The sequence below is a fragment of the Emcibacter sp. genome, from assembly GCF_048269205.1.
In the GTDB taxonomy this organism is placed as follows: domain Bacteria; phylum Pseudomonadota; class Alphaproteobacteria; order Sphingomonadales; family Emcibacteraceae; genus Emcibacter.
Genome location: NZ_JBLXJC010000006.1, coordinates 17,342 through 36,247 on the forward strand (window position 1 = coordinate 17,342; position 18,906 = coordinate 36,247).

Annotated in this window: 31 protein-coding genes and 1 pseudogene; 2 read left to right on the top strand and 30 right to left on the bottom strand. The window is 53.5% G+C overall.

The features are described 5' to 3' along the window. Window positions 1-98 precede the first annotated feature (98 nt). Window positions 99-1,295, top strand: coding sequence for a class I SAM-dependent methyltransferase (locus tag ACN0YD_RS14725; RefSeq protein ID WP_417321101.1), 1,197 nt, complete (start codon window positions 99-101; stop codon window positions 1,293-1,295). Here ACN0YD_RS14725 and ACN0YD_RS14730 read toward each other — a convergent pair. Beyond that, entirely contained in the window at window positions 1,292-2,602 is a 1,311-nt protein-coding gene (locus tag ACN0YD_RS14730; protein ID WP_417321103.1) for a replication-associated recombination protein A, read from the bottom strand. The two genes, ACN0YD_RS14725 and ACN0YD_RS14730, sit on opposite strands and share 4 nt — an antisense overlap. 9 nt (window positions 2,603-2,611) lie before the next feature. After that, a complete protein-coding gene (locus tag ACN0YD_RS14735; protein ID WP_417321105.1) occupies window positions 2,612-4,069 on the bottom strand; it encodes a DegQ family serine endoprotease in 1,458 nt (485 codons plus the stop codon). A gap of 103 nt (window positions 4,070-4,172) precedes the next feature. Between ACN0YD_RS14735 and ACN0YD_RS14740 the strand changes: the two genes are divergently transcribed. After that, on the top strand, window positions 4,173-4,796 hold the full coding sequence (locus ACN0YD_RS14740; protein ID WP_417321107.1) for a trimeric intracellular cation channel family protein: 624 nt from the start codon (window positions 4,173-4,175) through the stop codon (window positions 4,794-4,796). A 76-nt stretch (window positions 4,797-4,872) separates the two neighbouring features. Here ACN0YD_RS14740 and rplQ read toward each other — a convergent pair whose 3' ends face one another. The 28 genes and pseudogenes from rplQ to tuf all read right to left on the bottom strand — a co-directional run. Then, window positions 4,873-5,334: a 50S ribosomal protein L17 gene (gene rplQ, locus ACN0YD_RS14745; RefSeq protein ID WP_417321109.1), complete on the bottom strand. Its 462-nt coding sequence runs from the start codon at window positions 5,332-5,334 to the stop codon at window positions 4,873-4,875. A gap of 61 nt (window positions 5,335-5,395) precedes the next feature. Beyond that, complete coding sequence (locus ACN0YD_RS14750; RefSeq protein ID WP_417321111.1) at window positions 5,396-6,412, bottom strand: DNA-directed RNA polymerase subunit alpha; 1,017 nt, start codon at window positions 6,410-6,412, stop codon at window positions 5,396-5,398. A 75-nt stretch (window positions 6,413-6,487) separates the two neighbouring features. Then, window positions 6,488-6,874, bottom strand: coding sequence for a 30S ribosomal protein S11 (gene rpsK / locus ACN0YD_RS14755; protein WP_417321113.1), 387 nt, complete (start codon window positions 6,872-6,874; stop codon window positions 6,488-6,490). Window positions 6,875-6,886: 12 nt separating this feature from the next. Further along, on the bottom strand, window positions 6,887-7,255 hold the full coding sequence (gene rpsM / locus ACN0YD_RS14760; protein ID WP_417321115.1) for a 30S ribosomal protein S13: 369 nt from the start codon (window positions 7,253-7,255) through the stop codon (window positions 6,887-6,889). Window positions 7,256-7,379: 124 nt separating this feature from the next. Then, window positions 7,380-8,030, bottom strand: a complete 651-nt coding sequence (locus tag ACN0YD_RS14765) for an adenylate kinase (protein ID WP_417321117.1) — start codon at window positions 8,028-8,030, stop codon at window positions 7,380-7,382. Continuing rightward, window positions 8,027-9,361 carry a preprotein translocase subunit SecY gene (secY, locus tag ACN0YD_RS14770; RefSeq protein ID WP_417321119.1) on the bottom strand — a complete coding sequence of 445 codons (1,335 nt, stop codon included), beginning with the start codon at window positions 9,359-9,361 and terminating at the stop codon, window positions 8,027-8,029. The genes ACN0YD_RS14765 and secY overlap by 4 nt, the downstream gene beginning before the upstream one ends. 37 nt (window positions 9,362-9,398) lie before the next feature. Further along, entirely contained in the window at window positions 9,399-9,878 is a 480-nt protein-coding gene (rplO, locus tag ACN0YD_RS14775; protein ID WP_417321121.1) for a 50S ribosomal protein L15, read from the bottom strand. Between the two features lie 16 nt (window positions 9,879-9,894). Next, window positions 9,895-10,086: a 50S ribosomal protein L30 gene (gene rpmD / locus ACN0YD_RS14780; RefSeq protein ID WP_417321123.1), complete on the bottom strand. Its 192-nt coding sequence runs from the start codon at window positions 10,084-10,086 to the stop codon at window positions 9,895-9,897. A 6-nt stretch (window positions 10,087-10,092) separates the two neighbouring features. Beyond that, on the bottom strand, window positions 10,093-10,650 hold the full coding sequence (rpsE, locus tag ACN0YD_RS14785) for a 30S ribosomal protein S5 (RefSeq protein WP_417321125.1): 558 nt from the start codon (window positions 10,648-10,650) through the stop codon (window positions 10,093-10,095). A 17-nt stretch (window positions 10,651-10,667) separates the two neighbouring features. Beyond that, on the bottom strand, window positions 10,668-11,030 hold the full coding sequence (gene rplR, locus ACN0YD_RS14790; RefSeq protein ID WP_417321127.1) for a 50S ribosomal protein L18: 363 nt from the start codon (window positions 11,028-11,030) through the stop codon (window positions 10,668-10,670). 9 nt (window positions 11,031-11,039) lie between these two features. Next, window positions 11,040-11,573 carry a 50S ribosomal protein L6 gene (gene rplF, locus ACN0YD_RS14795; protein WP_417321129.1) on the bottom strand — a complete coding sequence of 178 codons (534 nt, stop codon included), beginning with the start codon at window positions 11,571-11,573 and terminating at the stop codon, window positions 11,040-11,042. Between the two features lie 11 nt (window positions 11,574-11,584). Then, window positions 11,585-11,983 (bottom strand): 30S ribosomal protein S8, encoded by a 399-nt coding sequence (gene rpsH / locus ACN0YD_RS14800; RefSeq protein WP_417321131.1) that lies wholly within the window; start codon window positions 11,981-11,983, stop codon window positions 11,585-11,587. A gap of 13 nt (window positions 11,984-11,996) precedes the next feature. Then, window positions 11,997-12,302: a 30S ribosomal protein S14 gene (rpsN, locus tag ACN0YD_RS14805; RefSeq protein ID WP_417321133.1), complete on the bottom strand. Its 306-nt coding sequence runs from the start codon at window positions 12,300-12,302 to the stop codon at window positions 11,997-11,999. A gap of 25 nt (window positions 12,303-12,327) precedes the next feature. Then, window positions 12,328-12,879, bottom strand: coding sequence for a 50S ribosomal protein L5 (gene rplE, locus ACN0YD_RS14810; RefSeq protein ID WP_417321134.1), 552 nt, complete (start codon window positions 12,877-12,879; stop codon window positions 12,328-12,330). Then, entirely contained in the window at window positions 12,872-13,201 is a 330-nt protein-coding gene (gene rplX / locus ACN0YD_RS14815; protein WP_417321136.1) for a 50S ribosomal protein L24, read from the bottom strand. Before rplX ends, rplE begins: the two co-directional genes overlap by 8 nt. Continuing rightward, window positions 13,201-13,569 carry a 50S ribosomal protein L14 gene (gene rplN / locus ACN0YD_RS14820; protein WP_417321138.1) on the bottom strand — a complete coding sequence of 123 codons (369 nt, stop codon included), beginning with the start codon at window positions 13,567-13,569 and terminating at the stop codon, window positions 13,201-13,203. The genes rplX and rplN overlap by 1 nt, the downstream gene beginning before the upstream one ends. Before the next feature lie 47 nt (window positions 13,570-13,616). After that, complete coding sequence (gene rpsQ, locus ACN0YD_RS14825) at window positions 13,617-13,850, bottom strand: 30S ribosomal protein S17 (protein ID WP_417321140.1); 234 nt, start codon at window positions 13,848-13,850, stop codon at window positions 13,617-13,619. 21 nt (window positions 13,851-13,871) lie between these two features. After that, entirely contained in the window at window positions 13,872-14,066 is a 195-nt protein-coding gene (gene rpmC / locus ACN0YD_RS14830) for a 50S ribosomal protein L29 (protein ID WP_417321155.1), read from the bottom strand. A gap of 12 nt (window positions 14,067-14,078) precedes the next feature. Next, window positions 14,079-14,492 (bottom strand): 50S ribosomal protein L16, encoded by a 414-nt coding sequence (gene rplP / locus ACN0YD_RS14835; RefSeq protein ID WP_417321142.1) that lies wholly within the window; start codon window positions 14,490-14,492, stop codon window positions 14,079-14,081. A 19-nt stretch (window positions 14,493-14,511) separates the two neighbouring features. Beyond that, window positions 14,512-15,213 carry a 30S ribosomal protein S3 gene (gene rpsC / locus ACN0YD_RS14840; protein ID WP_417321144.1) on the bottom strand — a complete coding sequence of 234 codons (702 nt, stop codon included), beginning with the start codon at window positions 15,211-15,213 and terminating at the stop codon, window positions 14,512-14,514. Further along, window positions 15,213-15,593 (bottom strand): 50S ribosomal protein L22, encoded by a 381-nt coding sequence (rplV, locus tag ACN0YD_RS14845; RefSeq protein ID WP_417321146.1) that lies wholly within the window; start codon window positions 15,591-15,593, stop codon window positions 15,213-15,215. Before rplV ends, rpsC begins: the two co-directional genes overlap by 1 nt. 5 nt (window positions 15,594-15,598) lie before the next feature. Next, the gene (rpsS, locus tag ACN0YD_RS14850) at window positions 15,599-15,877 is read right to left on the bottom strand and encodes a 30S ribosomal protein S19 (protein ID WP_321389913.1); all 279 of its coding nucleotides are present in this window, start codon (window positions 15,875-15,877) and stop codon (window positions 15,599-15,601) included. Window positions 15,878-15,889: 12 nt separating this feature from the next. Continuing rightward, a complete protein-coding gene (rplB, locus tag ACN0YD_RS14855; RefSeq protein ID WP_417321148.1) occupies window positions 15,890-16,723 on the bottom strand; it encodes a 50S ribosomal protein L2 in 834 nt (277 codons plus the stop codon). Window positions 16,724-16,725: 2 nt separating this feature from the next. Then, complete coding sequence (locus ACN0YD_RS14860; RefSeq protein ID WP_417321150.1) at window positions 16,726-17,019, bottom strand: 50S ribosomal protein L23; 294 nt, start codon at window positions 17,017-17,019, stop codon at window positions 16,726-16,728. After that, window positions 17,016-17,636 (bottom strand): 50S ribosomal protein L4, encoded by a 621-nt coding sequence (rplD, locus tag ACN0YD_RS14865; RefSeq protein ID WP_417321152.1) that lies wholly within the window; start codon window positions 17,634-17,636, stop codon window positions 17,016-17,018. The genes ACN0YD_RS14860 and rplD overlap by 4 nt, the downstream gene beginning before the upstream one ends. Before the next feature lie 5 nt (window positions 17,637-17,641). Beyond that, complete coding sequence (gene rplC / locus ACN0YD_RS14870; protein WP_417321154.1) at window positions 17,642-18,421, bottom strand: 50S ribosomal protein L3; 780 nt, start codon at window positions 18,419-18,421, stop codon at window positions 17,642-17,644. A gap of 5 nt (window positions 18,422-18,426) precedes the next feature. Further along, window positions 18,427-18,741, bottom strand: a complete 315-nt coding sequence (rpsJ, locus tag ACN0YD_RS14875; protein WP_139940487.1) for a 30S ribosomal protein S10 — start codon at window positions 18,739-18,741, stop codon at window positions 18,427-18,429. 44 nt (window positions 18,742-18,785) lie between these two features. After that, a pseudogene (tuf, locus tag ACN0YD_RS14880) lies at window positions 18,786-18,906 on the bottom strand (elongation factor Tu); the annotation flags it as partial.

Consider the following 18,906-nt stretch of genomic DNA (forward strand, 5'->3'; position numbering starts at 1 on the left):
CCACCATTCATTAACTTGCATGCTCATTTCATTCCTGCCATCATACCGTCAAAGTCATAGACGACAACCTGACAGTTAGGTATTTGGGGACGAATAACATGTTTTTACTTTCCATTCTCTTGAACAAACTGATCAAGTTCGGGACACTCCACATCATCGACGCCAGCGGGAAAAAACATTCCTTTGTCGGAACTGATGACATGGAAGTCACCATCAGGTTTCATACCTCTTCCTTGCCACGGCGTATTTTCCTGAAACCGGACCTCGCCACTGGCGAAGCCTGGATGGAGGGGGACCTCACACTGGAAAACGGGGCTTCCATTTATAACTTTTTATACCTGGTCACCAAAAACATGGAGTGGCGCAAGGGCAACGTCATGCACAGTACCGGCAAGACACCCTTTACCCGGATCATAGGCCTGATCGACCAGATTAACCCGGCCGGCCGATCCAAGAAAAATGTCGCCCATCATTATGACCTGTCCAGTGATCTCTATGAATTGTTCCTGGACCCGGACCGGCAATATAGCTGCGCCTATTTTGAGACCCCGGATGACAGCCTTGAAACGGCCCAGATAAATAAGAAAAAACATATTAATAACAAGTTATTATTGGAAGAGTCTCATAAATTACTTGATATAGGATGCGGCTGGGGTGGCCTGGCCCTGACCCTGAATGAGCTTTCCGGGGCGGATGTCACCGGCATTACCCTAAGTGAAGAACAACTCGCCTATGCCCAGAAGCGGGCTGAAACAAACGGCAAGGTCAATTTCCACCTGCAGGATTACCGGCTGGTTCAGGAAAAGTTCGACCGAATCGTCTCCGTCGGCATGTTTGAGCATGTGGGTTTTGCCCAGTACCAGACCTTTTTTGACAAGGTCCACGACCTGCTGGAAGATGACGGTGTCGCCCTGCTGCATACCATCGGGCGGGCGGATGGCCCCGGTGCTACTGATGCCTTTACCCGGAAATATGTATTCCCCGGCGGTTATGCCCCGGCCCTGTCGGAAATTGCCCCCTGCATTGAAAAAGCTGGCCTTTATATTACGGACCTTGAAGTCCTGCGCCTGCATTATGCGGAGACCCTGAAGAAATGGCGGCTGGCCTGTGAAGCCAGGGCAGACAAGATCATAGATCTGTATGACGATAAATTCCTGCGTATGTGGATGTTCTATCTGGCCAGCGCCGAATGCGCCTTCCGCAATCTGGGCCATGTTGTCTTCCAGATCCAGTTGGCCAAACGTCAGAATGCCGCGCCCCTGACCCGGAACTATATGTATAAATCAGAAAACTAGGACTCTTTGTTCAGCTTGTCCCTGAGAGACGCCCAATAGTCCAGGCGCTTTTTGATATCCCGTTCGAAACCCCGCTCGGTCGGCTGATAGAATTGTTGGCGCTCCATATCGTCCGGGAAATAACTCTGACCTGAAAAACCGTGTTCCGTGTTGTGGTCATATTCATAGCCGGCGCCATATCCCAGATCTTTCATCAGGTTGGTCGGCGCATTGAGGATATGCATTGGCGGATTGAGGGAACCGGTTTCCTTGGCGGCCCGTTTTGCAGCCCCCTGGGCCTTGTAGGCCGCATTCGACTTGGGCGCCGTACCCAGATAGATCACCGCCTGCAGGACCGCCAGATCGCCCTCCGGCGATCCCAGAAACTCATAGGCATCCTTGGCGGCCAGTGTCTGATGCAGGGCTTCCGGATCGGCAAGGCCGATATCCTCCACAGCAAAGCGCACCAGCCGTCTCAGGATATAGAGCGGCTCCTCACCCCCATCCAGCATACGGCAGGTCCAGTAGAGCGCGGCATCCGTATCCGAGCCACGAAGGGATTTATGCAATGCGGAAATGAGATTGTAATGACCTTCCCTGTCTTTGTCATAGACCGGCGCCCGTTTCTGCAACACCTTCATAAGGGCGGCGGAATCCAGTTCTTCCTCGAATTCCAGGTTAAACAGGATCTCCGCCAGATTAAGCAGATACCGGCCGTCCCCGTCTGCCATGCTGTAGAACAGGCTCCGCGCCTCTTCAGTCAGCGGCAGGTTCCTGTCCAGCAGGCCTTCCGCCCGGCCGAGCAACAGCTCCATCGCCTCGTCATCCAACCGGTTGAGGGTCAACACCTGGACCCTGGAGAGAAGCGCCGCATTAAGCTCGAAGGAAGGGTTTTCCGTCGTCGCGCCAACCAGGATGATGGTGCCGTCCTCGACGTAAGGCAGAAAACCATCCTGCTGGGAACGGTTAAAACGATGGATTTCATCCACAAACAATAGCGTTCCCTGCCCCGATTTGCGGCGTTGCTTTGCCGCTTCAAAACATTTGCGCAGGTCCGCAACACCGGAAAAGACAGCGCTGATCTGCTCAAAATAAAGGTCGGTTTGCCGGGCCAGGAGCCGGGCCATGGTGGTCTTTCCCGTCCCCGGCGGCCCCCAGAACACCAGGGAACTGAGCCGCCCGGACTTCAGCATGCGTCTGAGTGTGCCGTTTTCCCCGGTCAGATGGGATTGCCCGACCACCTCGTCAAGGCTTCCGGGCCGCAGGCGGTCCGCCAACGGATGCGGAGCCTGGTCTTCAAGACCGGCGGCATCAAACAGATCAGTCATACAAGTTTCCTAGCGGCAGTAATAGCTGCTGTTTCCTTTTACACCACATTCAATCAGGCGTCCCTGGCGACGGATACCAAAGGTGATATCCCGCCCCACATCATCCAAAACTTCCTCAAGCTGATCCACGGTTTCAACCTTGCTGCCGTTGATGGACTCCACAAAGTCCCCGGGCCGAACCACCCCGAGCCGGCGCACCGGACTTGCCCGGTCAACGCTCAGCACAATGACGCCTTTGTCAAACATACTCAAACCGAGCTCGTCTGCATAGGCCGGTGACAGGTTTGCCACCTTGAGACCGGTGAATATATGTTTGCCTTCCAGCACGGTGATATCCCGCGGCGGGTCCTCTACCGCAGGTGCCAGCGGCATATTCACTGTCGTGCGCCTGTTGTCACGCAGGATTACTACCGGTATTTCGCCGCCGACTTTTTCAAGTCCGATATGGTAACGGATTGCCTGCGGATCAAAGACGTCCTTGCCGTCCACGCTCAGGATCACGTCGCCCTGCTCTATTCCGGCTTTTTCCGCAGGACCGCCAGGATAGATATTGTCCACCAGCACCCCGCCCGGACGGTCAAGTCCAAGGCTCTCGGCAATTTCCGAGGTCACGGCCTGGCCGTTGGCCCCGAACCAGGGACGCACCAGTTTGCCGTCAGCCAGGGCGGAGGACAGCACGAAATTCACCATATTGGCCGGAATGGCGAAACCAATGCCGTTGGAACCGCCGGACCGCGAAAATATGGCTGTATTGATACCCAGCAGCCTGCCGTCCATGCCAACCAGAGCCCCGCCACTGTTCCCCGGATTGACCGCCGCATCGGTCTGGATAAAGAACTGATAGTCGGAAACCTTGACCTGGGTGCGGGCCAGCGCGGAGACAATACCGCTGGTCACAGTCTGTCCCACGCCGAAGGGGTTACCAATGGCCAGCACCAGATCGCCAACCTCAATCTCGTCGGAATCGGCAAAGTTGATGACAGGCAGCTTGTCGGTACCGGCCTCGATTTTCAGCACCGCAAGGTCGGTCTGGGCATCATCCAGAATGACTTTGGCGGAAAACTCACGGCGATCGGCCAGAGCGACAACAATTTCGTCCGCCCCCTCGATAACATGATGGTTGGTGACGATGGTGCCGTCATCACGCACAATAACGCCCGAGCCCAGGGATCGTTCAATTCTTTCCCGGGGGACACTGCCCAGACCCTGACCGAAAAAGCGCTGAAAAAAGGGATCGTCAAAGAACGGAGACCGCGTACTACGGGTCTGAACGACACGCTTGGTATAGATATTGACGACCGCAGGCGCTGCCTTTTTTACAATGGGAGCATAGGACAGGGTGACCTCCATCTGCGAACGGGGGACCTGTTTTTCCGCTGCCGCAGGCATCACTACCGAGAAAAGCGCCACGGCCAGCCCGGCCCAGAACCCGGTCAGATTTTTTTTTCCATTACCCGACAATTTCATCTATGTCTCCTTACGGCGTTCATCTATGATTTTCCTTTATATAGATCGGCAACGACAATAGTGAATAGATGTTATTCAATTTAAGAGAAAACCGGGCGAAAATATGGAACAAATAATTTACTGGATCGGTCTTGCGGGGATGTCCGTATTCGCCATCTCCGGGGCCCTGGCCGCGCTGCGCCGGGAGCTTGACCCCTTCGGTCTTCTGGTTATCGCCACAGTGACCGCCGTCGGCGGCGGCACATTAAGGGATGTGCTTCTGGACCTGCCGGTTTTCTGGGTGGAAAACCCCTCGGCTCTCTATGTTATTCTCGGCGCTGCCATCATTACCCCGTTCTGGGCCAGATTGCTTGAAAGCCGCATGAAGGTACTGATCTGGGCCGATGCCTTCGGACTGGCCCTTTTCACCGCCACAGGCACTCAGAAGGCCATGCTGGCGGGTTCCAGCGCCATAGTCGCCGTTACCATGGGCGTCATGACCGCTGCGGCAGGCGGTGCCATTCGCGATATACTCTGTAACGAGATTCCACTGGTTCTGCGCAAGGAACTTTATGCCGTACCGGCGATCCTGGGCGGCAGCAGCTTCTATCTGTTGACCAAAGCATCCGTTGCTCCGGAATTAACCCTTGCCATATCCTGCATTGTCACCCTTCTGGTAAGACTGGTGGCGGTTACCTTTTCTTTCTCCCTGCCCGCCCTCGGCAAACGGCCTGAAACGGAAGGCTGAAAGGAACAAAGAAACCGGCAGAAAAAAAGCGGCCCAAAGAGCCGCTTTCTCAATACTTTCCTGGAAACAAGGAGCCTTAGGCGGCTTCTTCCTCGTCACCTTCGTCTTCGATCATAACCGGACCGGAAGCCTGACCTTTGGCGTCTTCGTCACGGTCAACCAGCTCGATAACAGCTACCGGTGCCGCATCACCATAGCGGAAGCCGGCTTTCAGGATACGTGTGTATCCGCCGTTACGTTCTTCGTAACGTTTGGCCAGTTCGTCAAACAGCTTGGCAACAACATCAATGTCACCGCCCTCGGCAAGCACTGCTTTGGAGATCTGCGGCAGACGCGAGGCAGCCTGACGACGAGCGTGCAGGTCACCGCGTTTACCCAGGGTGATCAGACGTTCCACAATCGGGCCCAGCTCTTTGGCTTTCGGCAGGGTGGTTACAATCTGCTCGTGCTTCAGAAGCGCATGAGCCATGTTTGCAAACATCGCTTTACGATGTGAGCTTGTTTTGTTCAGCTTACGGCCAGCTCTGCGATGGCGCATATTCCTTACTCCTCAGGAGGGTATCCACGTGGGACCCGGTCCTTCTTTCTGTTAATCTAAATTAAAATTCCTGTTCCATCTTCTTGACGAGTTCGTCAATATTCTCCGGCGGCCAGCCCGGGTTATCCATACCCAGACGCAGCCCCATAGTGGAGAGCACCTCTTTGATCTCGTTCAGAGACTTACGACCAAAGTTCGGTGTGCGAAGCATTTCAGCTTCTGTTTTTTTAACCAGATCACCGATGTAAACGATGTTGTCGTTCTTCAGGCAGTTCGCAGAACGAACGGACAGCTCAAGCTCGTCAACACGGCGCAGCAGGTTACGGTTGAAGGCCGGTTCGTCGGATTCTTTCTCGGCGGAAGTATCCTCGGGCTCTTCGAAGTTGATAAATGTCTGCAGCTGGTCCTGGAGAATACGGGCGGAGAACGCCAGCGCATCTTCGGGAGTTACAGTACCGTCTGTCTCGATGGTCATGATCAGCTTGTCATAGTCAAGGATCTGGCCTTCACGAGTGTTTTCCACACGATAGCTTACTTTACGTACCGGGCTGTAAAGGCTGTCAACCGGGATCAGACCGATCGGCGCATCGTCCGGACGGTTGTTCACGGCCGGCACATAACCTTTACCGGTATCCACAGTCAGTTCCATACGCAGTTCAGCACCGTCATCCAGTGTACAGATCACCAGGTCCGGGTTGTAAATGGTCACATCGGCGACTTCGGCAATCTGGCCGGCTGTCACTTCACCGGGACCGGATGCTTCAAGGCTGAGGCGTTTGGAGCCCTCTGCCTCAAGGCCGACAGCCAGGTTTTTGATGTTCAGAACGATATCAGTCACATCTTCACGCACACCGGGAATGGATGAGAATTCATGAAGAACATTGTCAATATGAATTGACGTAACCGCTGCACCCTGCAGGGAAGACAGCAGTACGCGGCGCAATGCATTGCCGAGAGTCATCCCGAAACCACGCTCAAGCGGCTCGGCAACGATGGTCGCTTTCCGACGCTCGTCACCTTCCTGCTTGATGTCAAGTTTCGTCGGCTTAATGAGTTCCTGCCAATTGTTCTGGATCACTGTTCAGTCCCCGTCAAAATTATAAACCTTCATACAGATCAGTCCGGCACAGGCCGGACGATCAAGAAAACCCGATTATACCCGGCGCCGTTTCGGCGGACGGCATCCATTGTGCGGAATCGGTGTTACGTCACGGATGGAGGTTATGGTAAAACCGATTGCCTGCAATGCGCGAAGAGCGGATTCACGACCTGAACCAGGTCCTTTCACTTCCACTTCCAGGGTTTTCATGCCGTGTTCCTGGGCTTTCTTTCCGGCATCCTCGGCAGCAACCTGTGCGGCATAAGGTGTGGATTTACGTGATCCTTTAAAGCCCATGGCACCGGCTGTGGACCAGGAAATGGTATTTCCCTGCGCATCCGCAATGGTGATGATGGTATTGTTAAAGGTGGAATTCACATGAGCCACACCACTGGTGATGTTTTTCCGCTCTCTGCGACGTACTCTTTTTTCAGTAGCCATTATTCAAATACCTTATTTCTTCTTACCGGCAATCGCAACGGCTTTACCCTTGCGGGTACGCGCGTTGGTGCTTGTCCGCTGACCGCGTACAGGCAGTTTCTTACGATGCCGAAGGCCACGGTAGGACCCGAGATCCATCAGACGTTTAATGTCCATGGCCACATCACGACGAAGATCACCTTCGACGGTATAGTCACTATCAATGGTTTCGCGGATTCTAATGACTTCCGCGTCACTCAGCTGGTTCACCCGGGTTTCCGGTGCAATACCAAGTTTGTCACAAATCGCCTTGGCAGAGGTGTGTCCAATGCCTGTAATGTAAGTCAAAGCGATTTCCACCCTTTTTCCGGTGGGAATGTTAACGCCAGCAATACGCGCCACGATCGTATCTCCCGATCAAAAATTCCAAAACGATAGGCAACCACCCGGTATACCGTGAAGTTGCGCGATTATAGGTATAAAGGACGCCCAGTCAACCTTAGAAAAGGAAACTTTTACACTTTTTTTAAAGTGCGTCCAATACTTCATTTATCTGGGTGGTGACATCATCAATGTCGGCCATCCCGTCAATGGTTTTAAGGACTCCCTTGCCACTGTAATAGGGCAACAGGGGAGCCGTTTGTGCGTGATAGGTTTCCAGACGCGAAACAACGGTTTCCCGATTGTCATCCGCCCGGCGTTTGAAATTCGTAGAACCACAGCTGTCACACACGCCAGCTACTCGTGGTTTGAGGTTCGTATCATGGTATCCGGCATTACATTCGGCGCAGGTATAGCGTCCGGTAATGCGGTCCACCAAAGCTTCATCATCAACCTTCATTTCGATGACGGCATCGACTTTCAGGTTTTTGTTTTCCAGTAGATCATCCAGGGCTTCGGCCTGGGCAACGGTCCGCGGGAAACCATCCAGCAGAAAACCGTTTTTGCAATCTTCTTCCTCGATGCGGTCAGCGATAATACCGATCACGATTTCGTCGGTTACCAGCTTGCCTGCATCCATAAATTCCTTTGCTTTCCTGCCGACCTCGGTCTGGTTGGCAACGGCGGCGCGCAACATGTCACCGGTAGAAAGCTGAACAATACCACGGGAGGACATAATACGCTGGGCCTGGGTTCCCTTACCGGCCCCCGGAGGCCCCAACAATACGATAATCATCTGCGGCGTCCTTTCCCTCTCAGCTTTGTTCTTTTCAGCAGACTTTCATACTGGTGCGCCATCAGGTGGCTGTGAATCTGCCCAACTGTATCCATAGTCACATTCACCACGATCAGCAGGGATGTTCCACCGAAATAGAAGGGAATGGAATATTTGGAAATCAGGATTTCAGGCAAAAGGCACACCGCAGACAGATAGGCTGCTCCGACTACGGTCAGACGTGTCAACACATAGTCGAGGTAAGTGGCTGTATTCTTGCCGGGACGGATACCCGGGATAAATCCGCCGTATCTCTTGAGATTGTCAGCTGTTTCCTCGGGATTGAACACAATTGCCGTATAAAAGAAACAGAAAAAGACGATCAGCAGAACATAAAAGGCGATATAGAGCGGCTGGCCGCGACCAAGCATGGAGGTCACAGTGGTCATCCACTCGGGTCCTCCCTCAGCCAGAAAACCGGCCACCGTCAGCGGCATCAGCAGCAGCGATGAGGCGAAGATCGGCGGGATAACACCAGCTGTGTTCAGTTTCAGCGGCATATGTGACTGCTCACCTTTGGCAACCTGGTTAGCCTGCTGGCGCTTGGGATACTGGATCAGAACCCGACGCTGAGCCCGTTCCATGAAAACGATGAAGGCAATAACCACAACAACCATTACCATCAGACCCACAATCACCAGCGGACCGCCAAGAAGGCCGCGGCTGCTCATATCCAGGGTACCGGCAATAGCCGTCGGAAGCTGGGCCACAATGCCGGCGAAGATAATAAGGGAAATACCATTGCCAATCCCGCGGGAAGTAATCTGTTCACCAAGCCACATCAGGAACATGGTGCCGCCGACAAGAGTAATCACAGTGGTCGCCCGGAAAAAGATACCCGGATCAATAGCGATATTTTCCTCGAGACCGACGGCAATGGCATAAGCCTGGACAGCCGTCAGGAGTACTGTACCGTAGCGGGTATACTGATTGATTTTGCGGCGACCCGCCTGCCCTTCCTTTTTCAGCTCACCCAGAGTGGGTGAAATGGAAGTCATCAGCTGCATGATAATGGAGGCGGAAATATAGGGCATGATATTGAGAGCAAAGATACTCATGCGCTGAAGCGCACCGCCCGCGAACAGATCAAGCATTCCCAGAATTCCGCCCTGGTTCTGGGTAAACATCTGTTCAAGGGCAACAGGGTCAATACCCGGCAGGGGCACATAGGTCCCCAGACGATAAATGACCAATGCAACGAGCGCAAACATGATCCGCTTCTGAAGTTCCTTCGCCTTGGAAAAGGAGCTGAAATTCAGGTTTGCGGCGAGTTGTTCTGCTGCTGATGCCATCTATTTTTTCCCTGTTGCCTCGTTTGGGTCTCGAGCCTTACGCTTCTGCAGAAGCAGCGGCAACCGCTACTGTAACAGAACCGCCGGCAGCTTCAACTGCCTTGATAGCAGCTTCTGAAGCACCAGTGACTTCGATCTGGATCTTCACCTTCAGCTCACCTTTGGCCAGAAGACGAACACCGTCTTTCACAGCGTTCACCAGACCGGCGTCCCTGAGAACGTCGATGGTGATCGGCTTTTTGGCATCCAGTTTCTTGGCGTCAATGGCAGCCTGGAGACGACCCAGGTTCACCGGCACAAAGGTTTTCCGGTTCGGGCTGTTAAACCCGCGTTTCGGCAGACGCATATGGAGCGGCATCTGACCACCTTCAAAGCCCTTGATGGCAACACCTGAGCGGGATTTCTGACCTTTAACGCCACGACCGCCGGTTTTACCTTTACCGGAACCGATACCGCGCCCTACACGGGTACGGCTTTTGACGGAACCGGGCTTATTGGCAATTTCATTGAGTTTCATGATGACTTTACCTTGTTTAAGCTTCTTCAACCTTGACCATATGGCTGACCTTGCGGATCATGCCACGTACGGATGGAGTGTCCTCCAGCTCGCGGGTCCTGTGCATCTTGTTCAGGCCGAGCCCGATCAGTGTTGCACGCTGGTCCTGGGTTCTGCGGATCGGACTTCCGATCTGCGTTACCTTGAGTGTTTTCTTTTTTGTGGCCATCAGTCTTTACTCCGTAGCCTGCGCGCCAGCGGCAATTTTCTCACCACGACGGCTGACAATGTCACTGACTTTTTTACTGCGTTTTGCGGCGACCATACGCGGAGACATCTGACGTGTCAGCGCATTGATGGTTCCACGCACCATGTTATAGGGGTTTGACGTCCCTGTGGACTTGGAAACCACATCCTGTACGCCAAGAGCCTCGAATACGGCACGCATCGGACCACCGGCGATGATCCCGGTACCCGGCTGTGCGGAACGGATCACCACTTTACCGGCGCCGTGACGGCCCTCGATATCGTGGTGAAGTGTCCGGCCCTCACGCAGAGGTACACGAATCATGTTTTTCTTGGCTGCTTCCGTTGCCTTGCGAATTGCTTCAGGCACCTCGCGGGCTTTACCTTTGCCGAAACCAACACGTCCCTTGCCGTCACCGACGACAACCAGGGCGGCAAAGCCGAAGCGACGACCACCTTTTACAACCTTGGCCACACGGTTAATGTGGACAAGCTTTTCCACCAGGTCGCTTGCTTCCTGACGATTATCTCTTTCTGACCGAGCCATACTGTCTTTCCTCTACCTTAGAAATTGAGACCAGCTTCACGCGCAGCGTCAGCCAGAGCTTTCACACGACCGTGGAAGAGAAATCCACCACGATCGAAAACAACCTGTTCGACACCGGCGCTTTTGGCGCGGTCTGCGATCAATTTTCCAACTTCAACGGCCGCATCTGCATTGCTGCTGCCTTTGAGTTTGCTCTTCAGGCCGGCATCCAGTGTGGATGCTGCTGCAACCGTCACACCCTTGGCATCGTCGATCACCTGAGCATAGATATGCTGGTTGGTGCGATGTATGGAAAGACGGGGCCGCCCTGCTGCCACCTTGCGGATCTGAGTACGAACCCGCTGGCGACGACGTTTAAATAGTTTTTCAGTTTTTGCCATGACGACCACCTATTTCTTCTTGCCTTCTTTGCGGAAGATATATTCGTCAGCGTATTTAATCCCTTTGCCTTTGTAAGGCTCGGGCTTACGCCACTTACGAATTTCCGCCGCAACCTGGCCAACTTGCTGTTTATCGATACCGGAAACGATAATTGTCGTCTGATCCGGGCATTTCACATCAATACCTTCCGGGATCGGGAAGATAACGTCGTGGCTGTAACCAAGTTGCAGCTGAACGTTTTTCCCCTGAACGGCGGCACGATAACCAACACCGTTCAGCTTCAGCTCCTTGGAAAACCCGTCGGTAACACCGGTCACCAGGTTTTCCGCCAGCGTACGCTGCATGCCCCACATGGAACGTGCGCGTTTGGTTTCACCGATCGGCATAACGCTGATCTGGCCGTCTTCCATTTTTACATCAACTTCGTCCATGAAAGTCATGACGAGTTCGCCTTTCGGGCCTTTTACTTTCAGGTCGCGACCTGAAAGGTTGGCTTCCACACCCTGGGGTACAGCAACAGGCTTTTTACCAATACGTGACATACCGGATCTCCCTAGAATACTGTACAGATGATCTCGCCGCCCACGTTTTCAGCACGTGCTTCTGCGTCGGAAAGAACACCTTTCGGGGTTGAAATAATGGAAATACCAAGACCGTTGCGCACACGCGGCAGGTCATTCACAGAGGAATATACCCGGCGACCCGGTTTGGAAATACGTGTGATTTCCTGGATCACGGGCAAGCCCTCATGATATTTCAGCTCAATGTTGATTTCAGCTTTTCCGGCCTCGCCGTCTTCACGGGTATAGCCACGGATAAAGCCTTCACGCTCCAGCACGTCCAGAATACGCTGACGCATTTTGGAAGCCGGAGAGGAAATCACTTTTTTGTTCGCACGTTGTCCGTTCCGGATACGTGTCAGCATATCTGCCAGAGGATCACTCATAGACATCTGTCAGTCCTCCTTACCAGCTCGATTTCACAACACCGGGAAGCTGACCGATTGAGGCCAGTTCACGGAGTGAAACACGAGACATTTTAAACTTGCGATGATAACCGCGGGGGCGACCATTCACCTGACAACGGTTACGCACACGGGTCTGTGCGCTGTTCCGCGGCAGTTTAGCCAGCTTGAGCCGGGCCATAAACTGCTCTTCAGGCGACAGACTGGGGTCTACCGCAGCTTTCTTCAGGGCTTCGCGTTTGGCGGCATATTTTGCCACAAGACGCTGCCTTTTCATATTCTTCTCAACGGCGCTAGTTTTAGCCATAGTTTAAATCCTCCTGCCGTTTCAATCAGTTTGAAAACGGCATATGGAAACCGGCTAGAAGCTCCTTAGCTTCTTCATCGGTCTCGGCCGTCGTACAGATAATGATGTCCATGCCCCGAACATCATCTACCTGATCGTAGCTGATCTCTGGAAACACGAGCTGTTCCTTAAGGCCGAGGGCATAGTTGCCACGACCGTCGAAGCTTTTGCCATTCACGCCACGGAAGTCACGCACGCGGGGCAGAGCGACCTGGATCAGACGATCAAGGAACTCATACATGCGGTTACCGCGCAGGGTCACTTTACAACCCAGCGGCATTTCCTCACGAACCTTGAAGCCCGCAATGGACTTCTTGGCGCGGGTAACAACCGGCTGCTGACCGGCGATCAGGGCCATTTCCTCAACAGCCTTTTTCACCTTCTTGGAATCGCCAACAGCTTCGCCGACACCCATGTTCAGGACGATCTTGTCCAGTTTTGGCATCTGCATCACGTTTTTGTAGGCGAATTTATCCTGCATTTTGGTCTTGATTTCACCTTCATAGACCTCACGCAGACGAGGAGTATATTTAGTCATTGATGACCTCCCCCGATGCTTTGGCAACACGAACTTTCGTGCCGTCTTTTTCAACTTTAAATCCAACTTTAGTCGGCTTGCCTGTTTTCGGGTCCTTCAGAGCCAGGTTGGAGATATGGATCGAAGCTTCCTTCGTCACAATCCCGCCCTGGGTTGTCTGGGACGGACGTGTATGGCGTTTCACCACATTCACACCCTGAACCACGGCACGACCTTCGGACGGCAGCATCTTGATGATTTCACCAGTTTTGCCTTTGTCCTTGCCAGTCAGAACGACTACCTCGTCGCCCTTCCTGATTTTGTACTTAGCATTGTTCGCCATTACAGAACCTCCGGTGCCAGAGAAATAATTTTCATCTGTTTAGCAGCACGCAGTTCACGCACAACAGGGCCGAAGATGCGCGTGCCGATCGGTTCGTTCTGTTTATTAACCAGAACAGCGGCGTTACGGTCGAAACGAATGGAAGTGCCATCGGAGCGCTTCACTTCTTTTGCCGTACGCACAATCACTGCACGATGCACCTGACCTTTTTTCACGCGTCCGCGCGGAATTGCTTCCTTTACGCTGACGACAATGATGTCTCCGACACCGGCGGTTTTCCGTTTGGAACCACCGAGCACCTTGATGCACTGAACCCGGCGGGCACCGGAGTTGTCGGCAACGTCAAGATTGGTTTGCATTTGAATCATTGGTCTATTCCAACTTGTTTAACTTAATTAACTTCCAGGGCACCTACTCAGGCGTCCTGCACCACTTTCCAGGATTTTTTCTTGGAGATAGGACGACATTCCTCAATACGAACAGTGTCGCCTACCTGACATTTGTTGTCTTCATCATGCGCATGATATTTTTTACTGCTACGCACAACTTTCTTAAGCAGAGGGTGTTTGAAACGACGCTCGACAAGAACCACAATAGTTTTGTCATTTTTGTCGCTGACAACTTCACCTTGCAAAATACGTTTAGGCATCTTTGTTGACCCTCAGTTTAATTACGCGCTGGCACGTTTTTCATTAACCAACGTCTGGATACGGGCAATATCCCGACGCACCTGACGCACACGAGCCGTATTTTCCAGCTGAGCAGTCGCACCCTGAAAACGCAGGTTGAACTGCTCTTTTTTCAGATCTACGAGCTGACCTTCCAGCTCTTCAATAGACTTTCCACGAAGTTCTGACGCTTTCATCACGAACTCTCCTTATTCACCGAGACGCGTAACAAAACGCGTCTGGATCGGCAGTTTGGCAGCTGCACGATCAAAGGCTTCACGAGCCAGATCCTGCGGCACACCATCCATTTCAAACAGAATACGGCCCGGTTTTACGCGGCATGCCCAATATTCCGGTGAACCCTTACCTTTACCCATACGGACCTCGGCAGGCTTTGAAGACACTGGCACATCCGGGAATACACGGATCCAGATCTTACCGGCACGTTTAATGTGACGGGTCATGGCACGACGAGCGGCCTCGATCTGACGAGCTGTAATACGCTCGGGCTGCAGAGCTTTCAGGCCATAGGCACCAAAAGTCAGTGAAGTACCGCCTTTGGCATTCCCGCGAATGCGGCCTTTATGGGCTTTACGAAACTTTGTTCTTTTCGGCTGAAGCATAATCCTACCTCAATTTCCCTTAACGGCCTTTGCCGCCACCAGCAGATTTCTGCTGATCGTTAATGCGATTATCACGTGCCATGGGGTCATGTTCCATGATGTCGCCTTTATAGATCCAAACCTTGATGCCGATGATGCCATAAGGTGTATAGGCCTTGCTTTCCGCATAGTCGATATCGGAACGGAAAGTGTGCAGCGGCACACGACCTTCACGATACCACTCTGTACGGGCAATCTCTGCCCCGCCCAGACGACCGGCGCTGTTGATCCGGATGCCCAGGGCACCAAGACGCTGTGCGCTCTGCATCACCCGCTTCATCGCGCGGCGGAAAGCCACACGACGTTCGAGCTGCTGAGCCACATTATCGGCGGCCAGCTGTGCATCGATTTCCGGCTTGCGGATTTCAACAATATTCAGGCTCACGTCTGTGGCTTTGGTCATGCCGGCAATTTTCTGGCGCAGTTTTTCAATGTCTGCCCCTTTTTTACCGATAATCACACCAGGACGTGCTGAATAGATGGTCACGCGGGCTTTCTTGGCCGGACGTTCGATGACGACGCGGCTTACTGCAGCCTGCTTCAGCTCCTTCATAACGAAGTTGCGGATGGCCAGGTCTTCATGCAGCAGGGTGCCGTATTCGTCACCTTCCGCATACCAGCGGGAGTCCCAGGTCCGGTTGATACCGAGACGCAGACCGATTGGATTTACCTTCTGACCCATTATTCGCTCTCCTCAACCTCGCGGACCACAATACGGATCCGGCTGAAAGGTTTCAAAATTTTGCCTGTACGACCACGGGCCCGCGGACGGAAGCGTTTCATGACCAGTGACTTGCCGACGCTAGCCTCTGCCACAACCAGATTGTCCACATCGAGACCATGGTTGTTTTCCGCATTGGCGACTGCAGATTCCAGAACCTTTTTGACGTCCTTGGCGATACGGCGTTTAGAGAAAGTCAGGTCAGCAAGAGCCTTCTCAACTTTCTGACCGCGAATGATGCCGGCCACCAGATTCAGTTTCTGGGGGCTGATACGAACCATATTGGCTACTGCCAAGGCTTCGTTTTCGGCAACGCGGCGTGGTGCTGATGATTTACCCACTGTCCTTACCTCTTCTTCGCTTTTTTATCTGCGCCGTGACCGTAATATGTACGGGTCGGTGCAAACTCACCAAGTTTGTGGCCCACCATATCCTCGGTCACGTAAACCGGGATAAATTTGTGGCCGTTATGGACATTAAAAGTCTGTCCGACAAATTGCGGCAAAATGGTTGACCGACGAGACCAGGTCTTTATCGGTGAATTCTTGCCTGATTCCGTCATAGATTCTGACTTCTTGAGAAGATGCAGATCGACAAACGGACCTTTCCATACTGAACGTGCCATTCGTCTGTCTCCTTATTTCTTACGCTCGTGACGTGACCGGGCAATATAGCGGTCAGTCGACTTGTTGCTACGGGTGCGTTTACCCTTGGTCGGTTTACCCCAAGGTGTCACAGGGTGACGACCACCGGAAGTACGACCCTCACCACCACCATGGGGGTGATCAATCGGGTTCATCGCAACACCACGGACAGACGGGCGTTTACCGAGCCAGCGACTGCGGCCGGCTTTCGCCAGTTTGGTGTTCTGGTTGTCAGGGTTTGACACGGCACCGATGGTGGCCATGCACTCTGAACGAACATAACGCTGTTCACCGGAAGCCAGACGAAGCAGGACATAGCCCTGGTCACGACCGGTTACCTGAACGTAGGAACCGGCGGAGCGGGCGATCTGACCGCCCTTACCCGGCTTCAGTTCAACGTTGTGAACAATGGAACCAACCGGAATGCTGGACAGCGGCATTGCGTTGCCCGGCTTCACGTCAACTTTCTGACCGGCGATAACCTTGTCGCCTTCGGCAATACGCTGGGGCGCCAGGATATAAGCCTGTTCGCCGTCGGCATATTCGATCAGCGCAATAAAGGCTGTCCGGTTCGGATCGTATTCAAGGCGCTGCACGGTTGCTTCCACGTCCCATTTGCGACGTTTGAAGTCCACCAGACGGTAGGCGCGCTTGTGACCGCCGCCACGACGACGGGCGGTGATACGACCTGCGTTATTACGTCCACCTGATTTGGTCAGCCCTTCGGTCAGTGACTTGACGGGCTTGCCTTTCCAGAGTTCTGAACGGTCCACCTGAACCAGCGAGCGCTGGCTGGGGGTAGTCGGATTAAATGTTTTCAAAGCCATTTTTAGATCCCCGTCGTCACATCGATGGACTGACCTTCAGCCAGTTTGACCATCGCTTTTTTGTAATCGTTACGGCGACCTTTGTGGCCACGGAAACGCTTTACCTTGCCTTTGACACGGATGGTGTTTACCGCCTCGACCTTGACATCAAAGAGAGCTTCAACAGCCTTCTTGATTTCCGGTTTGGTAGCAGTCAACGGCACCCGGAACACCACCTGGTTATACTCAGAAACCAAAGTGGACTTCTCGGTGATCACAGGGCCAAGAATTGTATCGTAATGTTTTACTTCGCTCATTTCAGCCTCTCCGTCAGGCTTTCCACAGCTGCTTTGGTCAGAACCAGTTTCTGGCGACGCAGGATGTCATAGACATTGGCGCCCTGGCTCGGCAGCACATCCACATTGGGGATGTTTGCAGCGGCGAGTTTAAAGTTTTCGCTGACTTCGGCTCCGTCAATAAACAGGGCGTTGCTCAGGCCCAGTTTATCGAGCGCTTTGACCAAATCTTTGGTTTTCGGCGCTTTCAGATCCGCTGTGTCCAGAACAACCAGGTTGCCGTTGGCAAGCTTGCTGGACAGAGCCGTTTTCAGGCCGAGTTTGCGAATTTTTTTCGGCAGATCATGACCGTGTGAACGCACGACCGGGCCAAAGGCGCGACCACCACCACGGAACTGGCTTACTTTGCCGGCACCGTGACGGGCGGAACCGCCGCCTTTCTGACGACCGATACGCTTTGTGGTGCCGGTCACTTCGCTACGGCCCTGTACCTTGTGGGTACCGGCGCGGCGCTTGGCCAGCTGCCACACAACAACACGCTGCAGGATATCTGCACGCTCGGGAAGACCAAAGATGCCGTCGTCAAGATCAACGTCACCAGCCTTTTTTGCATCAAGCTTCAATACATCGGCTTTCATGGTCATTATTCCTTGTTCTCTTCTGCAGTTTCAGCCGGAGCCTCTGCAACTGTTTCAGCTTCCGCGGCGGGAGCTTCTTCAGCCGGAGCTTCTTCGGCAGCAGGCGCTGCATCGGACTTCAGGGCACCCGGGAACGGGAGCTCTTCCGACAGAGCCTTCTTCACTGCGTCACTGACTAAAATCCAGCCGCCCTTGGCACCGGGAACTGCGCCCTTGACCAGGAGCAGGCCCTCATCGGCATCCGTGGCAACCACTTCAAGGTTGTGCACTGTCACGCGCTCGTCACCCATGTGACCGGCCATTTTCTTGCCCTTGAACACACGGCCCGGGTCCTGACACTGACCTGTGGAACCGTGTGAACGGTGAGAAATGGATACACCGTGCGTCGCGCGCAGACCGCCGAAGTTGTGACGTTTCATACCACCGGCAAAACCTTTACCCTTGGAGGTACCAACCACATCAACCAGCTGACCTGTGACAAAATGTTCGGCACTCAGTTCGGCACCGACATCGATAAAGGCATCGTCGGAAATCCGGAACTCGGCCAGTTTCGCTTTCGGCTCAACCTTGGCTTTGGCAAAATGGCCGCGCATCTGCTGCGAGGTCCGTTTTACCTTGGCATTGCCGGCACCCAGCTGCAGTGCATTGTAACCGTCCTTGTCAGTTGTCTTGTGAGAAACAACCTGGAGGTTATCCACATGCAGAATGGTCACCGGGACGTGCTTTCCGCCTTCGCCGAAAACACGTGACATGCCTACTTTCTTTGCAATAAGTCCTGAACGCATGCCCATTACCCCTGCAGCTTGATTTCAACTTCAACCCCGGCAGCAAGATCCAGCTTCATCAGCGCATCTACTGTCTGGGGTGTGGGCTCAACAATGTCGAGAAGGCGCTTGTGTGTGCGCATTTCGAACTGTTCCCGTGATTTCTTGTTTACGTGCGGAGACCGCAGAACCGTAAATTTCTCAATCCGCGTCGGCATTGGAATGGGGCCGCGTACGCTGGCGCCAGTTCTTTTGGCCGTATTGGCGATTTCACCGGCAGCCTGGTCCAGCACGCGATGATCAAACGCCTTGAGGCGAATACGTATGTTTTGTGAATCCAACATAATTTAATACGCGGGCATTCGCCCGCGCTCCTCAGTAAAAACTATTCGATGATTGAGGCGACGACGCCGGCGCCGACGGTACGACCGCCTTCACGGATGGCGAAACGCAGACCTTCGTCCATGGCGATCGGGGCGATCAGTTCCACGTCAACGGTCACATTG